Below are 17,276 nucleotides of genomic sequence, written 5' to 3' on the forward strand. Positions count from 1 at the left end.
ACGCTCCCGCGGTCAGCGGATCGTCGTGCTCGCCGTGTCCGCGTTGCTGCGGATGGACGGGTCCGGCGTCTTCGTCGAGAACGCCGCCGCCAGCGCGGTCGCCGTGCCCGAGACGGCCGCCCTCACCGTGATCTTCTCCGACACGGTCCGCCCGTCCGCCAGGCCGGCCCGCTGGAACACCACGACGTTCCCGACCCTGGTGTACGAGCCTGTCGCCGAGACGAACTGCACACCCGCGGGCAGGACGACCTGCGAGAAGACCGACCCAGACGCAGCCGGACCGGCGTTCGTCGTGATGAGGGTGTAGGTGAGCGTCCTCCCCTTCACCGCCGAGGCCGGCCCGGAGAGGTCGACGCGCAGATCGGCCTTCGTCGCGACCTGCTTTGGCGAGACCGTCAGCGTGCTCGTCGCCCGAGCCGTGCCCGCCGAGTTCGCGGCCTGGATGCTGAAGGTGGTGGTCCCGGCCGTGGTCGGCGTCCCGGAGAGGCGCCCGGTCGCGTCGAGGGTGAGTCCGGCGGGCAGTGCGCCGGAGACCAGGGAGACCGACGGAGCGGGCGTGCCGCTCACCGCGTAGCGGAAGTCGTAGGCCGAGCCGACGACGCCGGCCGCGACCGTCCCGGAGAGGGTCGGCGCGACCGTCGGCGACGAGACGGTGACGGTGCTGGTGGTCTCCGCGGAGGCGGTGCCGGCGCGGGCCGCCAGCGTGAACGTGAAGGTGCCCGGCGCGGACGGAGTCCCGGTCAGGCGCCCGGCCGGAGTCAGGGTGAGGCCGGACGGGAGCGCACCGGAGGAGACGGCCACCGACGGCGCGGGGAAGCCGGAGACGGTGTAGCCGAAGTCGTAGGGGGTGCCGACGACGCCCGGCCCGGGGGTGCCGGAGATCGCCGGTGCAGCGGCGGCGGGGGAGACGACGACGGTGCTGGTGGTCTCCGCGCTCCCCGCAGCGTTCGAGGCCCGCAGGGTGAAGGTGGAGCGTCCGTCGGCGGTCGGCGTCCCGGTCAGGCCGCCACGATCATCGAGGCTCAGGCCGGCGGGGAGCGTTCCGGAGACGAGCGAGACCGTCGGCGCCGGTGTGCCCGTCACGCTGTAGTCGAAGTCGTACGGGGTGCCCACCGTCGCGGCGGGCGGGTCGCCGGCCAGGGTCGGCGCGACCGTCGTCTCCGCCACGGCGAACGTGTGCGGGGCCCCGACGGTGGCGCCGAAGGGGTTCCGCGCGGAGACGGCGAAGGTGGACGTGCCCGCGGTCGTCGGCGTGCCGGAGAGGAGCCCGGACGCGCTGAGGGTCAGGCCGTCGGGGAGTGAGCCGGAGGCGATCGCGAACGAGGCGGGGCGGTCGGCCGCGAAGGTGTACGAGGCGGCCGCTCCGAGCGGCCCGGACGCGGGAGGAGCATCCGCCGTCAGGACCGGACGCGGGCCCCGGGCGAGCACGTGATCGGGTCCGGCTGCGAGAGCCGTCGTGCCGGCGAGGCCGGCGGGTGACTGCAGCTGCCCGGCCGAGCTCCGGCCCCAGCCGACGATCGTGCCGTCGCCCTTCAGCGCGAGGCTGTAGTCGGACGCGGCGGCGATCGCCACGACCCCGGACAGGCCTTCCGGCACCGTGGTCTGGCCGTAGTCGACGACGACCGAGTCGGAGCTCGCGCCCCAGGCGACGACGGTGCCGTCCTCCTTCAGCGCGAGGCTGTGGGTCTCTCCCGCCGCGACGGCCACCACGCCCTCGAGCCCCGCGGGGACGTCGGTCTGCCCGTAGAGGTCCCAGCCCCAGGCGACCACCCTCCCGCCGGACACGGCGAGGCTGTGGCGCTGGCCCGCGGCGATGGCCGTGACGCCTCCGAGGCCGGCCGGGACCAGGCCCTCGCCCAGCCCGTTGCTGCCCCACGACGTGACGGTGCCGTCGTTGCCGAGCGCGAGGCTGTTGTCGCGGGAGGACGAGATCGCGACGATCCCGGTCAGCGCGGCACTCCTCGACACCTGCCCGTCGCCGTCGTAGCCCCAGGAGACGACGGTCCCGTCGCTCTTCAGCGCATGGCTGCTGTAGTCGCCGGCGGAGACCGCGACGACCCCCGTGAGACCGTCGGGGACGCTGGTCTGCCCGTACGACCCGCGGCCCCAGGCGACGACCCCGCCGTCGCCTTTCGCGGCGAGGCTGTGGGTCCGGCCCGCGGCGAGGGAGAGGACGCCCTCGACCCCGGCCGGGACCGTGGTCTTCCCGTCGGTGCCGCTTCCCCAGGCCGCCACCCCGAGGACAGGGGCGGACGGAGCGGCGACCGCCGCGAGAGGAACGGCGGTGCCGACGAGGAGCGCGACGGCCGCGGTCAACCCGAGCAGACCCCGCCGGAGCCGCCGCGCCGCTCCTGGATCCCGCGGCTGCGACGTGCCGTCCTGGACGGCGGGCGGACGAGGGACGGTGCTGGAGCGCATGTGCTGCCTTCGATCGGGACGGCCCCCATCGGCCGTCCTCGAACCGTGGCACGGCCGTCCCGCCGCTGACAATGTCCTCTAGCGGCCCTGTCCGGAAGAGGGCGCCGCGGAGCTCCGCGGAGGGGACGTAGGCCCGGTCTCACTGCGGCCGAGCGCTCCCGCCGCGGGCCCGTGACGGTCAGCGCATCCCGAGGGACGCCGTCGCGTCCGGACCGCTCAGCGGGGTCGGAACGGAGACCCCGGCTCTCCCGCGTACGGGGCGTCCGCCTGGTCGAAGTCCCAGAGGCCCGCGGTGGACGGGCGGACGACGGGGGTCTTCGTCGGGGTCGGCGTCGCCGACGGCGCCGGCGCGGCGGCCAGCCCGGCGTGCCAGCGGAAGATCGCGTCGATGCCGTCCTGGTTCACCCACGACGGTGCGTTGTGGCCGAGCGCGTGCGTCCGGACGGTCGCCTCCCTGGCCGTGGCCGTCGCCTTCTTCACGAGGGCGAGCCCGTGCAGTGCCGGCGGCACGCTCGGGTCCGGGTGGGCCGTGTCGGACACCACCGAGCGGATGTTCGCGCCGGCCCAGGCGGAGGCGGGCAGCCGCTTCGGGTTGTGGGAGTCGATCTGAGCGGTGCTGCCGCCGAACGCACCGCCGATCGAGAAGCGGCCCCGCGTCGTGCGGTCGTGGGTGTCGCGGAGGTCGTAGACGCCGTTGACCAGGTAGACGCCGTTGATGCCGGGGAAGACCCGCGCGCCGTAGTCCTCGCAGGCGAGCGCGCCGCCGGCCGACATCGCCCAGAGGTAGCTGGCGGCGATCGGGAACTGGCCGGAGAGGTAGGCGTAGCCGTTCCGCTGGTGCTTCTGCGCGGTGTCGTTGGTCCAGATCGTTCCGCCGAGCGTCTGGCAGATCGCGATGGCGCCCCGCTCGACGGCGAGCTCGGCCGGGTACGCGAAGACGCTGGACAGCGAGGTGTGGTCGGCCTGCGCGGAGTGGATGAACCAGATCACCGGTACCGCCGCGGCCTGCCGCGGCTTCACCGTCTGCGGCACGAAGATCCGCGCGAGGTCGCCCGCGATCGAGACCGTGAGGACGTCGTAGAGCACGCCGCGGTTCTTCGTCCTCACGTTGATCGTGCGGGTCCTCTCCCCGGGCAGGCCGGGCACGGGGGAGGCGGAGGCGGAGGCGGCCGGGAGCGTCGCCGCGCCCAGAGCGAGAGCACCCGTGAGGGCGCCGCCGACGACGGCGCGCCGCCGGAGGCCGGGAGTTCGAGAGGGGGGTACTGCTGAATCGTCGGGGGACACGGGGGCTCCTCGTGCAGGGACCGCGAACCGACGAGGTCGGCGGAGCGGTCCGGGTCGGCGGGGGGTGTGCCTGCAACGCTAGCCGGAGGACCGGCCGGACGACCCGTCGATGCGCGCCAGTCGCGGGACGGCGGAGGGACGACGCCGCACGGACGGAACGGTCGGCGGCTCGGCGACCGCATCGGCGGCGGATCGAGGCGCTCCGGAAGCGAAGGAGAGGCCCGTTCCTGATCGCCCGCCCCACCGGTTCCGACCCTTTCGCTCCGTTCGGGAGCACTTCCCCGCACCGGTCTGGCCCCCCGGTGTGAAGGCTCCCAGGTTCCTCGCGCTCGTCGGCGGACCGGTGCCAGCGTGAAGGGACCGAGAAGCAGAAGGAGAAACGACCATGACTCTTCGACGAACTCTTGCCACCCTCGCCCTCACGGGCGCCATCGCCTCCGTCGGCGTCGTCGCTGTCGCGACGCCCGCCTCCGCGGCCGAGGTCGCGAACGGACAGTACGTGAGCGCCGGGAACTACGCGTGCGGAGCCCAGGAGGTGGCCACCGGCGCCACCCTCGGACCCGAGGGCGTCCTGCGCCAGCGCGCTCTCGTCTTCCGCAACTGCGGGTCGAGCACGGTCGAGCGCAAGGCCGACATCATCGCCGACTTCGACGGCAGCTGCTACTCCGTGGCGCCGGGCAAGGCCCGAGTCCTCGACGCGCTGTTCGTGGCGGCGGGACGCAACACCTACCGCGCGTCCAAGGCCTGCTGAGGTCGCGTGCTCCGCCGGAGGGGCGGGTCGGGGACATCCCCGGCCCGCCCCTCCGGCTGTCCGGAACGACCACGCCGTCCGAGCCGTCCTCCCGCCGACCCGCCCGCGGATCACTCCAGCACAGGCCCCAGCTCCGCCAGGTCCTCCGCGACCCGGGCCCGCGCCCGTGCACCGAGCCCGCGGACCGGACGCGGGAGGCAGCGCGCCTCGGCGAGACCGAGCTGCTCCGCCATCGCCGCGACCACGCGGTAGCTGCCGCCGTGCTCCGCGAAGAGGTCTCAGACGGGCTGCAGGCGCGCCGATCCCGCGATCGCGGCCGCCTCATCGCCCGACTGCGCCGCCCGGGCGATCGACAGCGCCGTCCGCGGGAAGAGGCCGCCGATCACCGAGTACCAGGCGTCGCAGCCGCCGAGCAGCCCGCGCGCACCCGCGGCGTCCCCCGAGACCCCGACGGTGACCCCCTCCGGCACCCGCTCCCGGATCTCGCTGACGCGCGCCGCCGCGGCGCCCGGTCCCTCCGGCACGCCGGGGATCTTGAGGGAGGCGACCTGCGGCAGCCGGGCGACGGCCCCGTAGAGGTCGTCGGAGAAGGAGAAGCGCGTCGTCCCGGGGTTGTCGTACACGACGAGCGGCACCGAGAGCTGAGCCGTCACGTCCTCGTAGAGCCCCAGCACGTCCTCGTCCGTCAGCGGCTGGTAGCCGAGCGGCGCCAGGAGCACCGCGCTCGCTCCGGCGCTCTGCGCGTCCTCGGCGAGCGCCAGCACCTGCGAGGTGCGCAGCGCCCCGATCCCGACCACGACCGGCACCGGACCGGCGCCGCGGACGGCGATCTCTGCTGCGCGCCGGCGCTCGCCGCGGTCCAGGTACGGAGCCGAGCCGGTCGAGCCCAGGGCGCCGATCGAGTCGACTCCCGCCCGCGCGAGCCGCTCGACGAGAGCGGCGAACGACCGCTCGTCGATGCTGTCGTCGCGGAGCGTTGTGAGGGGGAAGGCGCTGAGTCCGGTGAGCACGTCGGTCCGTTCGCTGAGGGCGGGAGGGGCCCGGACAGTCTCCCCGGCGGCAGGGGCCCGGTCGAGGCCAGAACCGCCGGGGGCCGGGGGACCAGCCGTCACTCCGCGTCGAGCACCACTCGGGAGTGGAGTCCGAGCCGGTCGAGGAACGCCTCGTCGTGGCTGACGACGACCAGGCCGCCCCGCCAGGCGGCGAGAACGTCGACGAGGTGGTCGGTCGTGGCGAGATCGAGATCGTTCGTCGGCTCGTCGAGCACGAGCAGCTGCGGAGCGGGCTGCGCCAGCACGAGCCCGGCGAGCGCGACGCGGAACCGCTCGCCGCCCGAGAGCGACGCGATCCTCCGATCGACCACGTCGCCGCGCACCAGGAGCCGCGCGAGGGCGTTCCGCAGCTCGACCGCCGGACGATCCGGCGCGGCCCGGGAGACGTGCTCCCGCACGGTGGCCTCCTCGTCGAGGAGTCCCTCGCGGCGCTGGGGGAGCCAGCCGACCCGCTCCGTCAGCGCTCGGGCCGTGGTGCCGGCGAGCGGATGCTCCCGCGCACCCGGCGCCCCGACGAGGTGCTCGAGCAGGGTGGTCTTCCCCGTCCCGTTCGCGCCGACCACGGCGATCCGCTCCGGCCCCTGGAGCACCGTCGTCCGGCCGCGCACCGTCACCTCCGCCAGACGGCGCCCGGCCGCGACCCCGGGGTCCGGCAGGTCGAGGCGGACCCGGTCGTCGTCGCGCACTGCCCGCGACGCGGCGTCGACCTGCTCGCGCGCCCGCGCCTCCGCGGCCCCGTGGCCGGAGCGCAGCCGTCCCGCGGTCGCCTCGGCTCGTCCTCTCCGCGCGTTCGCGAGGATCGCGGGCATCGACTCCGCCGATCGCGCCCCCGCCCGCGCCCGGCGGGCGATGGTCGTCTCGGCCTCGATGCGCTGCCGCCGCTCGGCGCGGAGAAGCCGGTCGGCGTCGCGCAGATCGCGCTCCGCGGCCGCCTGCTCGAGGGCGAGCCGCTCCTCGAACGCCGAGAACGTCCCGCCCGAGGTGCGGACCGCCCCGTCGCGCAGCTCCGCGATCTCGTCGACGTGCTCGAGCAGCTCCCAGTCGTGGCTGACGAGCACGAGCGTCCCGCGCCACCGGTCGACCAGGTCGAGCAGAAGCCCTCGGGAGCGCCGGTCGAGGTCGTTCGTCGGCTCGTCGAGCACGGCGATCGGCCGGCCGCGCAGCCGGACGCCGGTCACGGCCGTGAGGACGGCCTGCCCTCCGGAGAGGGTCGCGACCGGCCGCAGCAGGTCCGCCTCCTCCAGGTCGAGACCGGCGTCGCCGAGTGCGGCGAGCGCCCGGGCCTCGAGGTCCCAGTCGTCCGCGAGCACCTCGAAGTGCCTCGAATCCGCGTCGCCGCGGAGGATCGCGTGCAGAGCGTCCAGGCGCTGCCGGATCCCGAGGAGATCGGCGACGGTGTCGTCGGGCCCTCGCCGGAGGCGCTGGGGCAGCAGGTCGACGGGTCCCGTCGTCGAGACGCTCCCGGCGGTGGGGGAGAGGCCGCCGGTGACGAGGCGGACGAGGGTCGACTTGCCGGCGCCGTTCGCGCCGACGAGACCGGTGCGCCCGCGTCCGAACGCAGCGGTGACGCGGTCGAGGACGACGGAGCCGTCGGGCCAGGCGAACGTGCAGTCGTGGAGGACGACGGCGGGCGGGGTGGTGCGGGACGAGGAGGGCACGGTGCTCCAGTGGTCGGTGTCGGCGCACGACGACCACCGGGCTCCGAGGGAGCAGGGGCTCGCCCCTGAGGGGCGGGCACGGGGGACGTCAGTGCGAGAGCAGCTGCTGCGTCGTGGACGCAGTACCGGTGCTGGAGCGCAAGAGTCCGTCTTCCGTGCGGGGGGCCCCCGTGACCGCGAGCCGCTGGATCGGCCGGTGTGGCGGCCGCACCGACGTCGCGGCTCGCGACGAGGTACCCGACGACCGTACGTGCCCGTCGATACACGCGCAACCGTGACCGACTGCTCGTCCGCGGCCTGCGTCCGTCGGCGCCGTCGCGCGGCTCGCGGCGGACGGCTCTCCACCCACGGCGGGACGGCCGGACCGCCCTGGTATGCACGCTGCTGCCCACCGGTCGAGGGGGTCGCCGGCGGGCCCTCCCGTCGCCGCGCCCTCACTACGCTGAGCCCATGGTGACCATTCGCGACGTCGCGGCCGATGCGGGGGTGGCCCGCAGCACGGTGTCCTACGTGCTCTCCGGCAACAAGAAGCTCCCGGAGGCGACCCGCCTGCGCGTGCTCGCGAGCGTGGAGCGGCTCGGCTACCGGCCCGACCCGATGGCGCGGGCCCTGGCGCTGCGGCGCACGAACATCCTCGGCTTCTTCGCCTCCGTCGATCCGGAGTCGCGGCAGACCGATGTCGACGTCTTCATGCGCTTCGTGCGGGCGGCGATGTACGCGGCCCGCGCCCGCGGCTTCGACCTGCTGATGATGGGCACGGGCGAGGGAGAGCTGGCGCGCGACGTCCTCGCCGATGCGCTCGTCGTGATGGACATCCGCCGGGACGACCCCCGGCTGCCGGTCCTCGCGAGCATCGGCCTGCCGACCGCGCTGGTCGGCTACCCGGGCGAGGGCAGCCCGTTCAGCGCGATCGACCTCGACTTCGACGGCGCGGCGCGGGTCGCCGTCGACCACCTCGCCGACCTCGGGCACGTCGAGATCGCGGTCCTCGGGATGGGCCCCGACGCCTACGAGAGCGGCTACGCCTTCGCCCTGCGGTTCCGCGAGGGCTTCCTCGACCAGTGCCGCCTGCGCGGCGTGCGGGGCGCCGTCATCCCCAGCACCGACGACGTCGACGACTGGTTCGAGCAGGCGCAGGAGCAGCTCCCCGGCCTGAGCGCCGTGGTCACTCACGGGCCGGGCGTGCTCGAGCCGTTCCTGCAGCGCCTCAGTGGCCTGGGCCTGCGCGTCCCGGAGGACTGCTCGATCATGACCATCGCCCCGGAGGCGGTGATGCGGCACGCCGACCAGCCGGTCACCGTGGTGGACCTGCCCGGCGACGAGATGGTCTCGCGGGCGGTCGACCTGGTGCTCGACGAGCTCGCCGGCACCGCGACTCCGGGAGTGACGGAGCTGCTGCCCGCGGTGGTCGTGGACCTCGGCACCACCGCGCCCTTCTCGCCGGGCACCAGCCGGGGCGTCGTCCCCTCGTGGCGGCGGGCGCGCGGCTGACGTCGACCGGGTCGCCGGGGGCGTTCCCCGGGCGATCGGTGAACCGGTTCTCCGAAATCTATTGAACCGGTTCTCCGACTCGGTTAGGCTCGCCACGACTTCCGGACGGACCGCCTCAGCGGGCGCCCCCGGAGGGTCTTCCCGGCGCGAGCGCTCCGCTCGTCCCGACCGTATTCAGAGAGGAATACCGTGAAGAACAGCATCCGACGGGCCGCAGGCGCCGCCTCCCTCGTCCTCGTCGCCGGAGTCGCCCTCAGCGCGTGCAGCGCACAGGGAGCGGGCGACGACTCGTCGAAGTCGCTCACTCTCTGGGACAGCTTCACCCAGTACGACGCGTCCTCCCCCTACGGCCAGCTCCTGGCCGGCTGCGAGGCCTCGACCGGGATCACCCTCGAGCGCACCTCCGACCCCGACCTCACCACCAAGCTCCTGCAGTCGGCCGCGTCGAAGACCACGCCGAACCTGGTCGTCCTCGACAACCCCAACGTCGCGAAGTTCGCCGACACCGGCCTGCTCGTCGACAACGCCGCCTCCGGGCTCGACACCAGCGACGTCCTCCCGAACGTGCTCGCCGCCGGCCAGCTGGACGGGAAGACCTACGGCTCGTCGATCGGCTCGAACACCCTCGCGCTCTTCTACAACAAGGCGCTCTTCGAGGCCGCCGGCGTCACTCCGCCGACGACCTGGGACGAGCTGACCACCGCCGCGAAGGCCCTCACCGCGGGCGACGTCACCGGGCTCGGCTTCTCCGCGATCGGCACCGAGGAGGGCACCTTCCAGTTCCTGCCCTTCTTCTGGGGCTCCGGTGCGACCCTCGAGGACATCTCCTCCGACGACGCCGTCTCGGCGCTCGCGCTCTGGACCGACCTGGTGAAGAGCGGCTCGGCCTCGCAGGCGAACGTCAACGCCAACCAGCAGGACGTCCGCGACCAGTTCCTCGCGGGCAAGCTCGGGATGATGGTCAACGGCACCTGGCAGCTCTCCGCCCTCGACGAGGCGGGCATCGACTACGGCGTCGTGCCGATCCCGGCGAAGGACGGGGGAGCGGCACCGAGCCCGCTCGGCGGCGAGTTCGTCGAGGTGGTCGCCTCCGACGCCGCGAAGCAGACCCTCGCCACGGAGTTCGCGCAGTGCGTCATCCAGCCCGACAGCCTGAAGGCCTGGGCGGCCGGCCAGTCGTACATCATGCCGTACGCCGACGCGGCCGCCGAGCAGGCGACCGAGGACCCCGCGCTCCAGCCGTGGGTCGAGGCCATCTCGGTCGCGCAGGGACGCACCAGCGACCTCGGCGTCGCCTACCCGGACACCTCGAAGGCGCTCTGGACCGCGATCCAGGAGTCGCTGACCGGCTCGAAGACGCCGCAGGCGGCCCTCGACGACGCCGCGGCGAGCCTGAAGTAGCGGCCGCATGACCGACCCCGCCGTGCTCACGGCGCCGGTCGCGGGCGGGGCGGCCACCAGGCCGCCCGCCCGCCGCCGACCCCGCTCCCACCTCCGCCTCGCCGCCGCCGCCTTCATGGCGCCCGTGGTGATCTTCCTCGCCGTCTTCTTCGTCTACCCGATCATCCGCGGCGTCGTCCTCAGCCTCCAGGACTTCGGACCGTCGTCCTTCGTGACCGGGATCGCCCCCTTCGTCGGCTTCGACAACTACGTCACGGTCGTCACCGATCCGATCTTCGCGAGCATCGCCTGGCACACCGTGGTCTTCACCGTGGTCTCGCTGGTGGGCCAGTTCACGATCGGCATGGCCCTGGCGCTGTTCTTCAGCCGCCGGTTCCCGCTCTCGGCGACGTTCCGCTCCCTCATCCTGCTGCCGTGGCTCCTGCCGCTGATCGTCTCGGCGACGGCCTGGCGCTGGATCTTCGACCAGCAGTTCGGCATCCTGAACGCCGCGATCGGCACGCCGGTCGGCTGGCTGACCGATCCGTCCGTCTCGCTGTGGGCGGTCATCATCGCCAACATCTGGCTGGGCATCCCGTTCAACATGGTGCTGCTGCACGGAGGCCTGCAGGGCATCCCCGAGAGCCTCTACGAGGCCGCGGCACTGGACGGCGCCTCGCGCTGGCGGTCCTTCTGGAGCATCACCTGGCCGCTGCTGCGACCGGTGACCTCCGTCACGCTCCTCCTCGGCCTCGTCTACACGATCAAGGTGTTCGACGTCATCTGGATCCTCACCAAGGGAGGCCCGGCCAACAGCTCGCACACCCTCGCGACCTGGGCCTACGAGCAGTCCTTCACCGACCTGCAGTTCGGAGTTGGTGCGGCGGCCGGCCAGATCCTCGTGATCGTCGCCCTCGTCTTCGGCGTGATCTACATCCGCGCCCAGCGCAAGGAGGACCTCGGATGAACCGGCACACCACAGGGCTGCGCCGCGGGATCGACGTGGTCATCGCGATCGTGCTCTGCGGCTTCCTCCTCTTCCCGCTCTACTGGATGGTCAACGTCTCGCTGACCAAGCCGCAGAACCTGATCCAGACCCCGCCGAGCCTGTTCCCCGGCGACCCGACCCTCGACGGGTACGTGCAGGCGTTCTCGACGCAGCTGCCGAACCTCATCACGAGCCTCGTGATCTCGATCGGCTGCGTGATCCTGACGCTGGCGATCGCCCTGCCCGCCGCTTTCGCGATGGCGAAGTTCCGGGTGCGGGGGACCGGCGTCGTGATGTTCGTGTTCCTCCTCGCCCAGATGATCCCCGGGATCGTCCTGGTCACCGCGCTGTTCGCGATCTACAACGCGCTGGGGCTGCTCAACACCTATCCGGGCCTCATCCTCGCCGACGCGACCGCCTCCGTGCCGTTCGCGGTGATCATCCTCCGGGCCTTCATGCTCGGCATCCCCGACGAGCTGATCGAGGCCGCGCGGATCGACGGTGCGAGCAACTGGCGCTCCTTCGTCTCGATCGTCATCCCGCTGAGCCGGAACTCGATCGTGACCGCGGGCCTGTTCTCGTTCCTGTTCGCCTGGGCCGACTTCCTCAACGCGAACTCGCTCACCTCGGGCAACAGCATCGTGCCGTTCACCCTCGGCCTCTACCGCTACATCGGATCGACCACCACCAACTGGAACGGGATCATGGCGACCGCCGTGATCGCCTCCATCCCGGCCGCCGTGCTGCTGATCGTGGCCCAGCGCTACGTCGCCGCCGGGGTCACCGCCGGCGCGGTCAAGGACTGAGCGCCGTGCCCGACTCGAGGAAGCAGGAGCACATGGACACCGACGCGTTCGCGCTCGAGGGGGACCGCCTCGTCTGGCGCGGCGACGGCGAGACCGTCGTCGTCGAGCCGTGGGGGAGGGACAGCGTCCGGGTCCGCGCCCGCCGGTCCGGGGAGGTCCTCGACACCGACTGGGCGCTGATCGCCCCCGAGCGCCGCGCGCCGGAGGTCTCGATCGAGGGACCGCGGGCGACGCTGCGCGCCGGCGACATCACCGTCGTCCTCGAGCAGCAGGAGGGCTACGGGTACCAGACCGGCTACCACGAGCTCTCCTGCTCCCTCTCCTTCTACGACCGTCGGGGGGAGCTGCTCTTCCGAGAGCTCGGGAGCGGGGGAGCGCTCAAGCTGCGCGCCCGCGAGCAGCGTCCGCACCTGGGCGGCGACTTCCGGCTGACCGCGCTGTTCGAGACGTCCCCCGACGAGAAGCTGTACGGGATGGGGCAGTACCAGCAGGACATCCTCGATCTGAAGGGCTGCACGCTCGAGCTCGCGCACCGCAACTCCCAGTCGAGCGTCCCGTTCGTGCTGTCGAGCCGCGGCTACGGGTTCCTCTGGCACAACCCCGCGATCGGCCGCGCGACTTTCGCAGCCAACCGCACGGAGTGGTCCGCCGAGTCCTCCCAGCAGCTCGACTACTGGGTGACCGCGGGGGAGACCCCGGCCGACATCACCCGGGCCTACGCCGACGCGACCGGGCACGTCCCGATGATGCCCGAGCACGGCCTCGGCTTCTGGCAGTGCAAGCTGCGCTACTGGAACCAGGAGCAGCTGCTCGAGGTCGCCCGCGAGCACCGGCGCCGCGGCCTGCCGATGGACGTGATCGTGGCCGACTTCTTCCACTGGCCGCACATGGGCGACTTCCGCTTCGAGGAGGAGTTCTGGCCGGATCCGTCCGCCATGGTCGCCGAGCTGCGCGAGCTCGGGATCGAGCTGATGGTCTCGGTCTGGCCGCAGGTGTCGGTCGAGTCCGAGAACTACATCGCGATGAAGAAGGGGAACCTCCTCGTCAAGGCCGAGCGGGGCCTGGACCTGCACATGCAGTTCGAGGGTCCGAGCGCGTTCTACGACGCGACGAGCCCCGCCGCCCGGAGGTTCGTCTGGGAGGCGTGCCGGCGCAACTACGGCGAGCACGGGATCCGGCTCTTCTGGCTCGACGAGGCCGAGCCCGAGTACGGCGTCTACGACTTCGACAACTACCGCTACGCCGCCGGCCCCGCCGTCCAGGTCGGCAACCTCTACCCGCAGGCGTTCTCCCGCGGATTCTTCGAGGGGCAGAGCGAGGGCGGGGAGACCGCGATCGTCAACCTCGTCCGCACCGCGTGGGCGGGCAGCCAGCGCTACGGTGCGCTCGTGTGGTCGGGCGACATCCACTCGACCTTCGCGGACCTGCGCCACCAGATCACGGCCGGCATCCACATGGGCGTCGCGGGGATCCCGTGGTTCACGACCGACATCGGAGGATTCGCCGGGGGAGACCCGTCGGATCCGGAGTTCCGTGAGCTCCTCGTGCGATGGTTCCAGTTCGGCGCGTTCAGCCCGGTGATGCGCCTCCACGGCGACCGCGCGCCGTCGGCCCCGGTCACGGCCGCCGACGGGAGCCGCCGCGCCGCGACCGGAGCCGCGAACGAGGTGTGGAGCTTCGGCGAGGAGGCCACGCCGATCCTCACCCGCCTGCTGCATCTGCGCGAGACCCTGCGCCCGTACACGCGCGAGGCGATGCGGGAGGCGCACGAGCTGGGCCAGCCCGTGCTGCGCGCGGTGTTCCACGAGTTCCCGGGGGACCCGGAGGCCTGGGATCTGGCCGACCAGTACCTCTTCGGATCGGACCTGCTGGTGGCTCCGGTCACGCACGCCGGAGCCGTCTCCCGACGGGTCTACCTGCCCGCCGGGGCGCGCTGGACGGAGCTCTTGACGGGCGCCGAGCACGAGGGCGGGCAGTGGATCGTCGCCGACGCGCCGCTGGCCGTCATTCCGGTCTTCGCGCGCGACGGCCGGCAGGCGCACCTCGTCGGGCAGCTCTGAGCGGAGGCTCCCCGCTGACCGGAGGGTTCCGCCGGGAGGAGCGCCCCGCGTCAGCCCGTCCCCGCGAGCCAGAAGTCGACCGCGTCGGGGGACGGGCGCCCGGCGACCCGGACGACGTCGCCGAACTCGAGCACGCTGTCCGGATCCTCCTGGACGGCCGGCCACCGCTCGCGGCCGGCGGCGTCCGGATCGCCGTGGGAGACGAATGCGAGCCAGCGCCCGGTCATCTCCTGCTCGAGCCGGCGGTCGACGTCCGTGTAGTCGGCGTCGCCGTCCGCCCCGAGGTTCCCGTACGCGTACATCACCTCGGCGCCGTGGTACGCGCCGAACTGCTCGAGTCCGCTCTCCGGGGGAGTGCGCGTGAAGATGTAGGCGTGGACGCCCGCCCGCCCGGTCCGGGCGGCCGTCAGCGCCCAGAGCCGCATCGGGGCGGTCATCGTCCGGTCACTGCCGGCGCGCAGCCGGGAGTCGACGACCTGATCCTCGACGGCACCCGGGTACAGCGCGAGGAATCGGTCCGCGTCGTCTCCGTGCTCCCGGCGCACCTCCTGCTCGTAGGCGTCCGGATCCGAGTCGACGCCTCCCAGCAGATCGAGCGAGGTCTCGTCGGAGTTGCTGCCGAGCAGGAGGGGGACGTCGTTCTGCCGACCGGCCTTGTAGACGGCGAGCGGCGTGTCGGGGAGGACGACGCCGTCGATCGAGGGCCACCAGTGCTGCGAGAGGTCCGCGGCGGCCGAGACGATGCGCTCGGCCGGCAGGGCCCTCATCTCGGCCAGGCTCGCCCCGCCGAGCGCCTCGCTCAGGCGCGCAGCCGCCTCCCGTGCGGTGGCGGCGTCGTCGTAGAGGTCGCCGGCCTCGCGGTCTCCCGCCGACCCCAGGCATCCTCCGCTCTCCCCGATGATCCCGTGGAGGAGGCCGGCCGCGAGGGGCGAGGCCCCGAGGATGCAGGCGCTGCCGGAGCCGGCGGACTGGCCGGCGACCGTCACCCGCCCCGGGTCCCCGCCGAAAGCGGCGATGTTGTCCTGCACCCATTGCAGAGCGGCGACCTGGTCGAGCAGTCCCTGGTTCCCCGGGGTGCCGCCGCCGAGCACCTCACCGGCGAGGAATCCGAGGACGCCCAGACGGTAGGCGACGGTGACGACCACCGCGCCCCGGGAGGCGAGCGCCGCGCCGTCGTAGGCGGGGAGGGCGCCGGACCCCGAGACGAACGCGCCGCCGTGGAGGTAGACGAGGACCGGGCGGGAGTCACCCGCTCCACCGGCCGGCGTCCAGATGTTCAGGCGGAGGCTGTCCTCGTCCGTCGCGTACCCTCCGAGGAGCGTCTCCTCCAGCGGCAGGTCGAGCACGCGGGTCGCCGCTCGGGAGAGGAACGTCGGCTCCGGCTGAACGGCGGAGGGGCCGAAGTCGTCGGCCACGAGGGTCGCCGACCGCTGCGGGGCCGGGCGGGGCGCCTCCCAGCGCAGCGGGCCGACCGGGGGAGCGGCGTAGGGGATCCCCGCGAAGGCGTCGACCCCGGCCGCGGCGTCGTGCACACCGACGACGTCGCCCTGCCGGGTCGTGACCGGGGCGGTGTGCGGACCGGCGAGCGTCCGCGTCGCCGGGAGAGGACCCGCGGCGAGGGCGACGGCTCCGACGAGCCCTGCGGACGCGACCCAGGCCGCCGTACGCAGCATCCAGTGCCGGTGCCGCCAGCTCCTCGAGACGGCCGCGATCAGGACCGCGGCCGCCGCGACGACGAGCCACCCCCACCACTCCACCCGGTTCAGCCAGGCGAGGACCGCCCCGATGAGCACGACGGTCGCGGTCGGCAGCCACCGGGACCGTCGCCGTCGAGGTTCGGGCAATCCAGTTTTCGATACGGTATGCATTGAAAACGAAACGTACTGAAAAGGCCCATTCAGCGCAAGGATCCGAATAGGCTGGGGGCGTGGTCACAGGCGAGCAGGCTCCGGTCCGGCGGAGGAGCGAGACGCGACGACGTCTCCTCGCCGCGGCCGCCGAGCTCTTCGAGAGCACGGGCACCATCGGCCAGCGCGTCGAGGACATCTGCGCGCAGGCGGGCTTCACCCGCGGCGCGTTCTACTCGAACTTCACCGGTGTCGACCAGCTCTTCCTCGCACTCCACGAGGAGCAGGCCGCGAGAGTGTGGGGGAGCCTGCAGGAGGCCCTCGACGTCCAGCTGAAGGAGGAGCACCGCGCGGCGACCCTCGACGGCGCCGTACGCTCCCTCCTCGACGCGCTCCCGTCCAGCCGCGAGTGGTTCTCCCTGCGGTCGGTGCTCCTGGCACGCGCTGCCGCGGACCCGGAGTTCGCCGAGCGGATGATGATCGACGACGACCGCGTCTCGCGCGAGCTGGGCGAGCGCTTCGCCGCCCTCGCCGCCGTGCACGGCCGCGTCCCCGCCGTCGAGTCCGCCGTCCTGGCGAAGGCGGTCGTCGCGGCGCACGTCGGGTCGGTGAGCCAGTGGCCCGTGGACACCAGCGCCGAACTCACGCAGCGCCTGGTCGTCGCCGCGGTGATCCGAGGCCTCACCGTCGAAGCGCCCGGTCTGCCATCGGAGCGCGGCGGCGATCGATGACGTCCTGTCGCAGGAGCGTTGTAGGGAGCCGATCGCCATCCCTGCAGAACGGGACTTCGGTCGAACTGACATAATGTGCATTATCGGATAACGGCGGAAGGGCCGGACGGACCGGGATTGAGGCCGCCCGACGGTCCGGAACGTCATCAGCGGATCGGCGAATGCTCCACCCACGCCTCGACGTCCTCGTACCAGCACGTCTCGGTCGGAGTGTCGAAGCGCGTGACCAGCCGCAACCGCGGATCGACGGTCATCGTGCCGCGGACACCGTCGTCGGCCTGGTGTCGAAGACGGATCACGGTGAGCGCGCCGTCGATCGACGCGCCGGTCATCCAGTACCCGTCGCTCGGCCGTCCCCAGACCGGCAGGTTCAGCGGGAAGGCCAGGCGGGCCGCCAGCGGCTCCGGCAGCAGCTGCCATCGGTCCAGCGGACGCTCCTCGCCCCCGGAGACGTACCGGCCGGTCGGGGCGTCGTACGCGTCGACCGTCCCGGTGCGCTCGTCGACGCAGGAGAACGACGCCTCGACGGGCCGCACCTCCAGTCGGTAGGTCTCGGTCCTCTCGGGCGTCCGCCGGAAGGCGCGGCACCGGAAGGGCGAGCGCCTCCTCCAGTTCGCCATCACCGCGACGGCGTCGAGGAGGATGCTCGTCTCGCCGTCTCTGTCGAGATCGCCGCTCCGCCCGGCGGCCGCCGCTGCCGATGTGCGGAACCCGTCGGCGCGGACAGACTCCCCCGATGCCGGTCCGCTGCCGTCCATCGGAGTCATCCGTCGAGGATCGCAGACCCGCGCGCCGGGGTCATTCCGCGAA

At 73.1% G+C, this 17,276-nt stretch carries 13 protein-coding genes; 7 read left to right on the top strand and 6 right to left on the bottom strand.

What is annotated here, in order from left to right; all coding sequences use genetic code 11:
• Positions 1–12: 12 nt before the first annotated feature.
• Positions 13–2,418, bottom strand: coding sequence for a putative Ig domain-containing protein (locus tag C5C46_RS00215; protein ID WP_104225249.1), 2,406 nt, complete (start codon positions 2,416–2,418; stop codon positions 13–15).
• Positions 2,419–2,634: 216 nt separating this feature from the next.
• Positions 2,635–3,702: a hypothetical protein gene (locus C5C46_RS00220; protein WP_104225250.1), complete on the bottom strand. Its 1,068-nt coding sequence runs from the start codon at positions 3,700–3,702 to the stop codon at positions 2,635–2,637.
• A 385-nt stretch (positions 3,703–4,087) separates the two neighbouring features.
• Here C5C46_RS00220 and C5C46_RS00225 point away from each other — a divergent pair, with 385 nt between their 5' ends.
• Positions 4,088–4,453, top strand: coding sequence for a hypothetical protein (locus C5C46_RS00225; RefSeq protein WP_104222056.1), 366 nt, complete (start codon positions 4,088–4,090; stop codon positions 4,451–4,453).
• Positions 4,454–4,731: 278 nt separating this feature from the next.
• On the opposite strand, the gene C5C46_RS00230 is transcribed toward C5C46_RS00225, so the two are convergent.
• Complete coding sequence (locus C5C46_RS00230; RefSeq protein WP_308471124.1) at positions 4,732–5,463, bottom strand: dihydrodipicolinate synthase family protein; 732 nt, start codon at positions 5,461–5,463, stop codon at positions 4,732–4,734.
• Between the two features lie 98 nt (positions 5,464–5,561).
• Entirely contained in the window at positions 5,562–7,163 is a 1,602-nt protein-coding gene (locus C5C46_RS00235; protein WP_104225251.1) for an ABC-F family ATP-binding cassette domain-containing protein, read from the bottom strand.
• Positions 7,164–7,613: 450 nt separating this feature from the next.
• Here C5C46_RS00235 and C5C46_RS00240 point away from each other — a divergent pair, with 450 nt between their 5' ends.
• From C5C46_RS00240 to C5C46_RS00260, 5 genes are all read left to right on the top strand, one after another.
• A complete protein-coding gene (locus C5C46_RS00240) occupies positions 7,614–8,654 on the top strand; it encodes a LacI family DNA-binding transcriptional regulator (protein WP_104222050.1) in 1,041 nt (346 codons plus the stop codon).
• A gap of 189 nt (positions 8,655–8,843) precedes the next feature.
• The gene (locus tag C5C46_RS00245; RefSeq protein WP_104225252.1) at positions 8,844–10,055 is read left to right on the top strand and encodes an extracellular solute-binding protein; all 1,212 of its coding nucleotides are present in this window, start codon (positions 8,844–8,846) and stop codon (positions 10,053–10,055) included.
• A 7-nt stretch (positions 10,056–10,062) separates the two neighbouring features.
• Positions 10,063–11,001: a carbohydrate ABC transporter permease gene (locus tag C5C46_RS00250; RefSeq protein WP_104225253.1), complete on the top strand. Its 939-nt coding sequence runs from the start codon at positions 10,063–10,065 to the stop codon at positions 10,999–11,001.
• Positions 10,998–11,828 (top strand): carbohydrate ABC transporter permease, encoded by an 831-nt coding sequence (locus C5C46_RS00255; RefSeq protein WP_104222044.1) that lies wholly within the window; start codon positions 10,998–11,000, stop codon positions 11,826–11,828. The genes C5C46_RS00250 and C5C46_RS00255 overlap by 4 nt, the downstream gene beginning before the upstream one ends.
• A gap of 32 nt (positions 11,829–11,860) precedes the next feature.
• On the top strand, positions 11,861–13,888 hold the full coding sequence (locus C5C46_RS00260) for a TIM-barrel domain-containing protein (RefSeq protein ID WP_104225254.1): 2,028 nt from the start codon (positions 11,861–11,863) through the stop codon (positions 13,886–13,888).
• Between the two features lie 50 nt (positions 13,889–13,938).
• On the opposite strand, the gene C5C46_RS00265 is transcribed toward C5C46_RS00260, so the two are convergent.
• Complete coding sequence (locus C5C46_RS00265) at positions 13,939–15,732, bottom strand: carboxylesterase/lipase family protein (protein WP_146078910.1); 1,794 nt, start codon at positions 15,730–15,732, stop codon at positions 13,939–13,941.
• 83 nt (positions 15,733–15,815) lie between these two features.
• Between C5C46_RS00265 and C5C46_RS00270 the strand changes: the two genes are divergently transcribed.
• Complete coding sequence (locus C5C46_RS00270) at positions 15,816–16,466, top strand: TetR/AcrR family transcriptional regulator (protein ID WP_104225256.1); 651 nt, start codon at positions 15,816–15,818, stop codon at positions 16,464–16,466.
• Between the two features lie 146 nt (positions 16,467–16,612).
• On the opposite strand, the gene C5C46_RS00275 is transcribed toward C5C46_RS00270, so the two are convergent.
• Positions 16,613–17,233, bottom strand: coding sequence for a hypothetical protein (locus C5C46_RS00275; RefSeq protein ID WP_146078911.1), 621 nt, complete (start codon positions 17,231–17,233; stop codon positions 16,613–16,615).
• Between the last annotated feature and the right edge of the window lie 43 nt (positions 17,234–17,276).

It is taken from the genome of Rathayibacter sp. AY1E6 (assembly GCF_002931115.1).
Taxonomy (GTDB): Bacteria; Actinomycetota; Actinomycetes; order Actinomycetales; family Microbacteriaceae; genus Rathayibacter.

What these genes read in the sequence shown, in the direction of transcription:
- C5C46_RS00250 (WP_104225253.1), top strand. Translation starts at nt 10,063, where the DNA reads ATGACCGACCCCGCCGTGCTCACGGCGCCGGTCGCGGGCGGGGCGGCC.
- C5C46_RS00240 (WP_104222050.1), top strand. Translation starts at nt 7,614, where the DNA reads ATGGTGACCATTCGCGACGTCGCGGCCGATGCGGGGGTGGCCCGCAGC.
- C5C46_RS00225 (WP_104222056.1), top strand. Translation starts at nt 4,088, where the DNA reads ATGACTCTTCGACGAACTCTTGCCACCCTCGCCCTCACGGGCGCCATC.
- C5C46_RS00255 (WP_104222044.1), top strand. Translation starts at nt 10,998, where the DNA reads ATGAACCGGCACACCACAGGGCTGCGCCGCGGGATCGACGTGGTCATC.
- C5C46_RS00260 (WP_104225254.1), top strand. Translation starts at nt 11,861, where the DNA reads ATGGACACCGACGCGTTCGCGCTCGAGGGGGACCGCCTCGTCTGGCGC.
- C5C46_RS00275 (WP_146078911.1), bottom strand. Translation starts at nt 17,233, where the DNA reads ATGACTCCGATGGACGGCAGCGGACCGGCATCGGGGGAGTCTGTCCGC.
- C5C46_RS00215 (WP_104225249.1), bottom strand. Translation starts at nt 2,418, where the DNA reads ATGCGCTCCAGCACCGTCCCTCGTCCGCCCGCCGTCCAGGACGGCACG.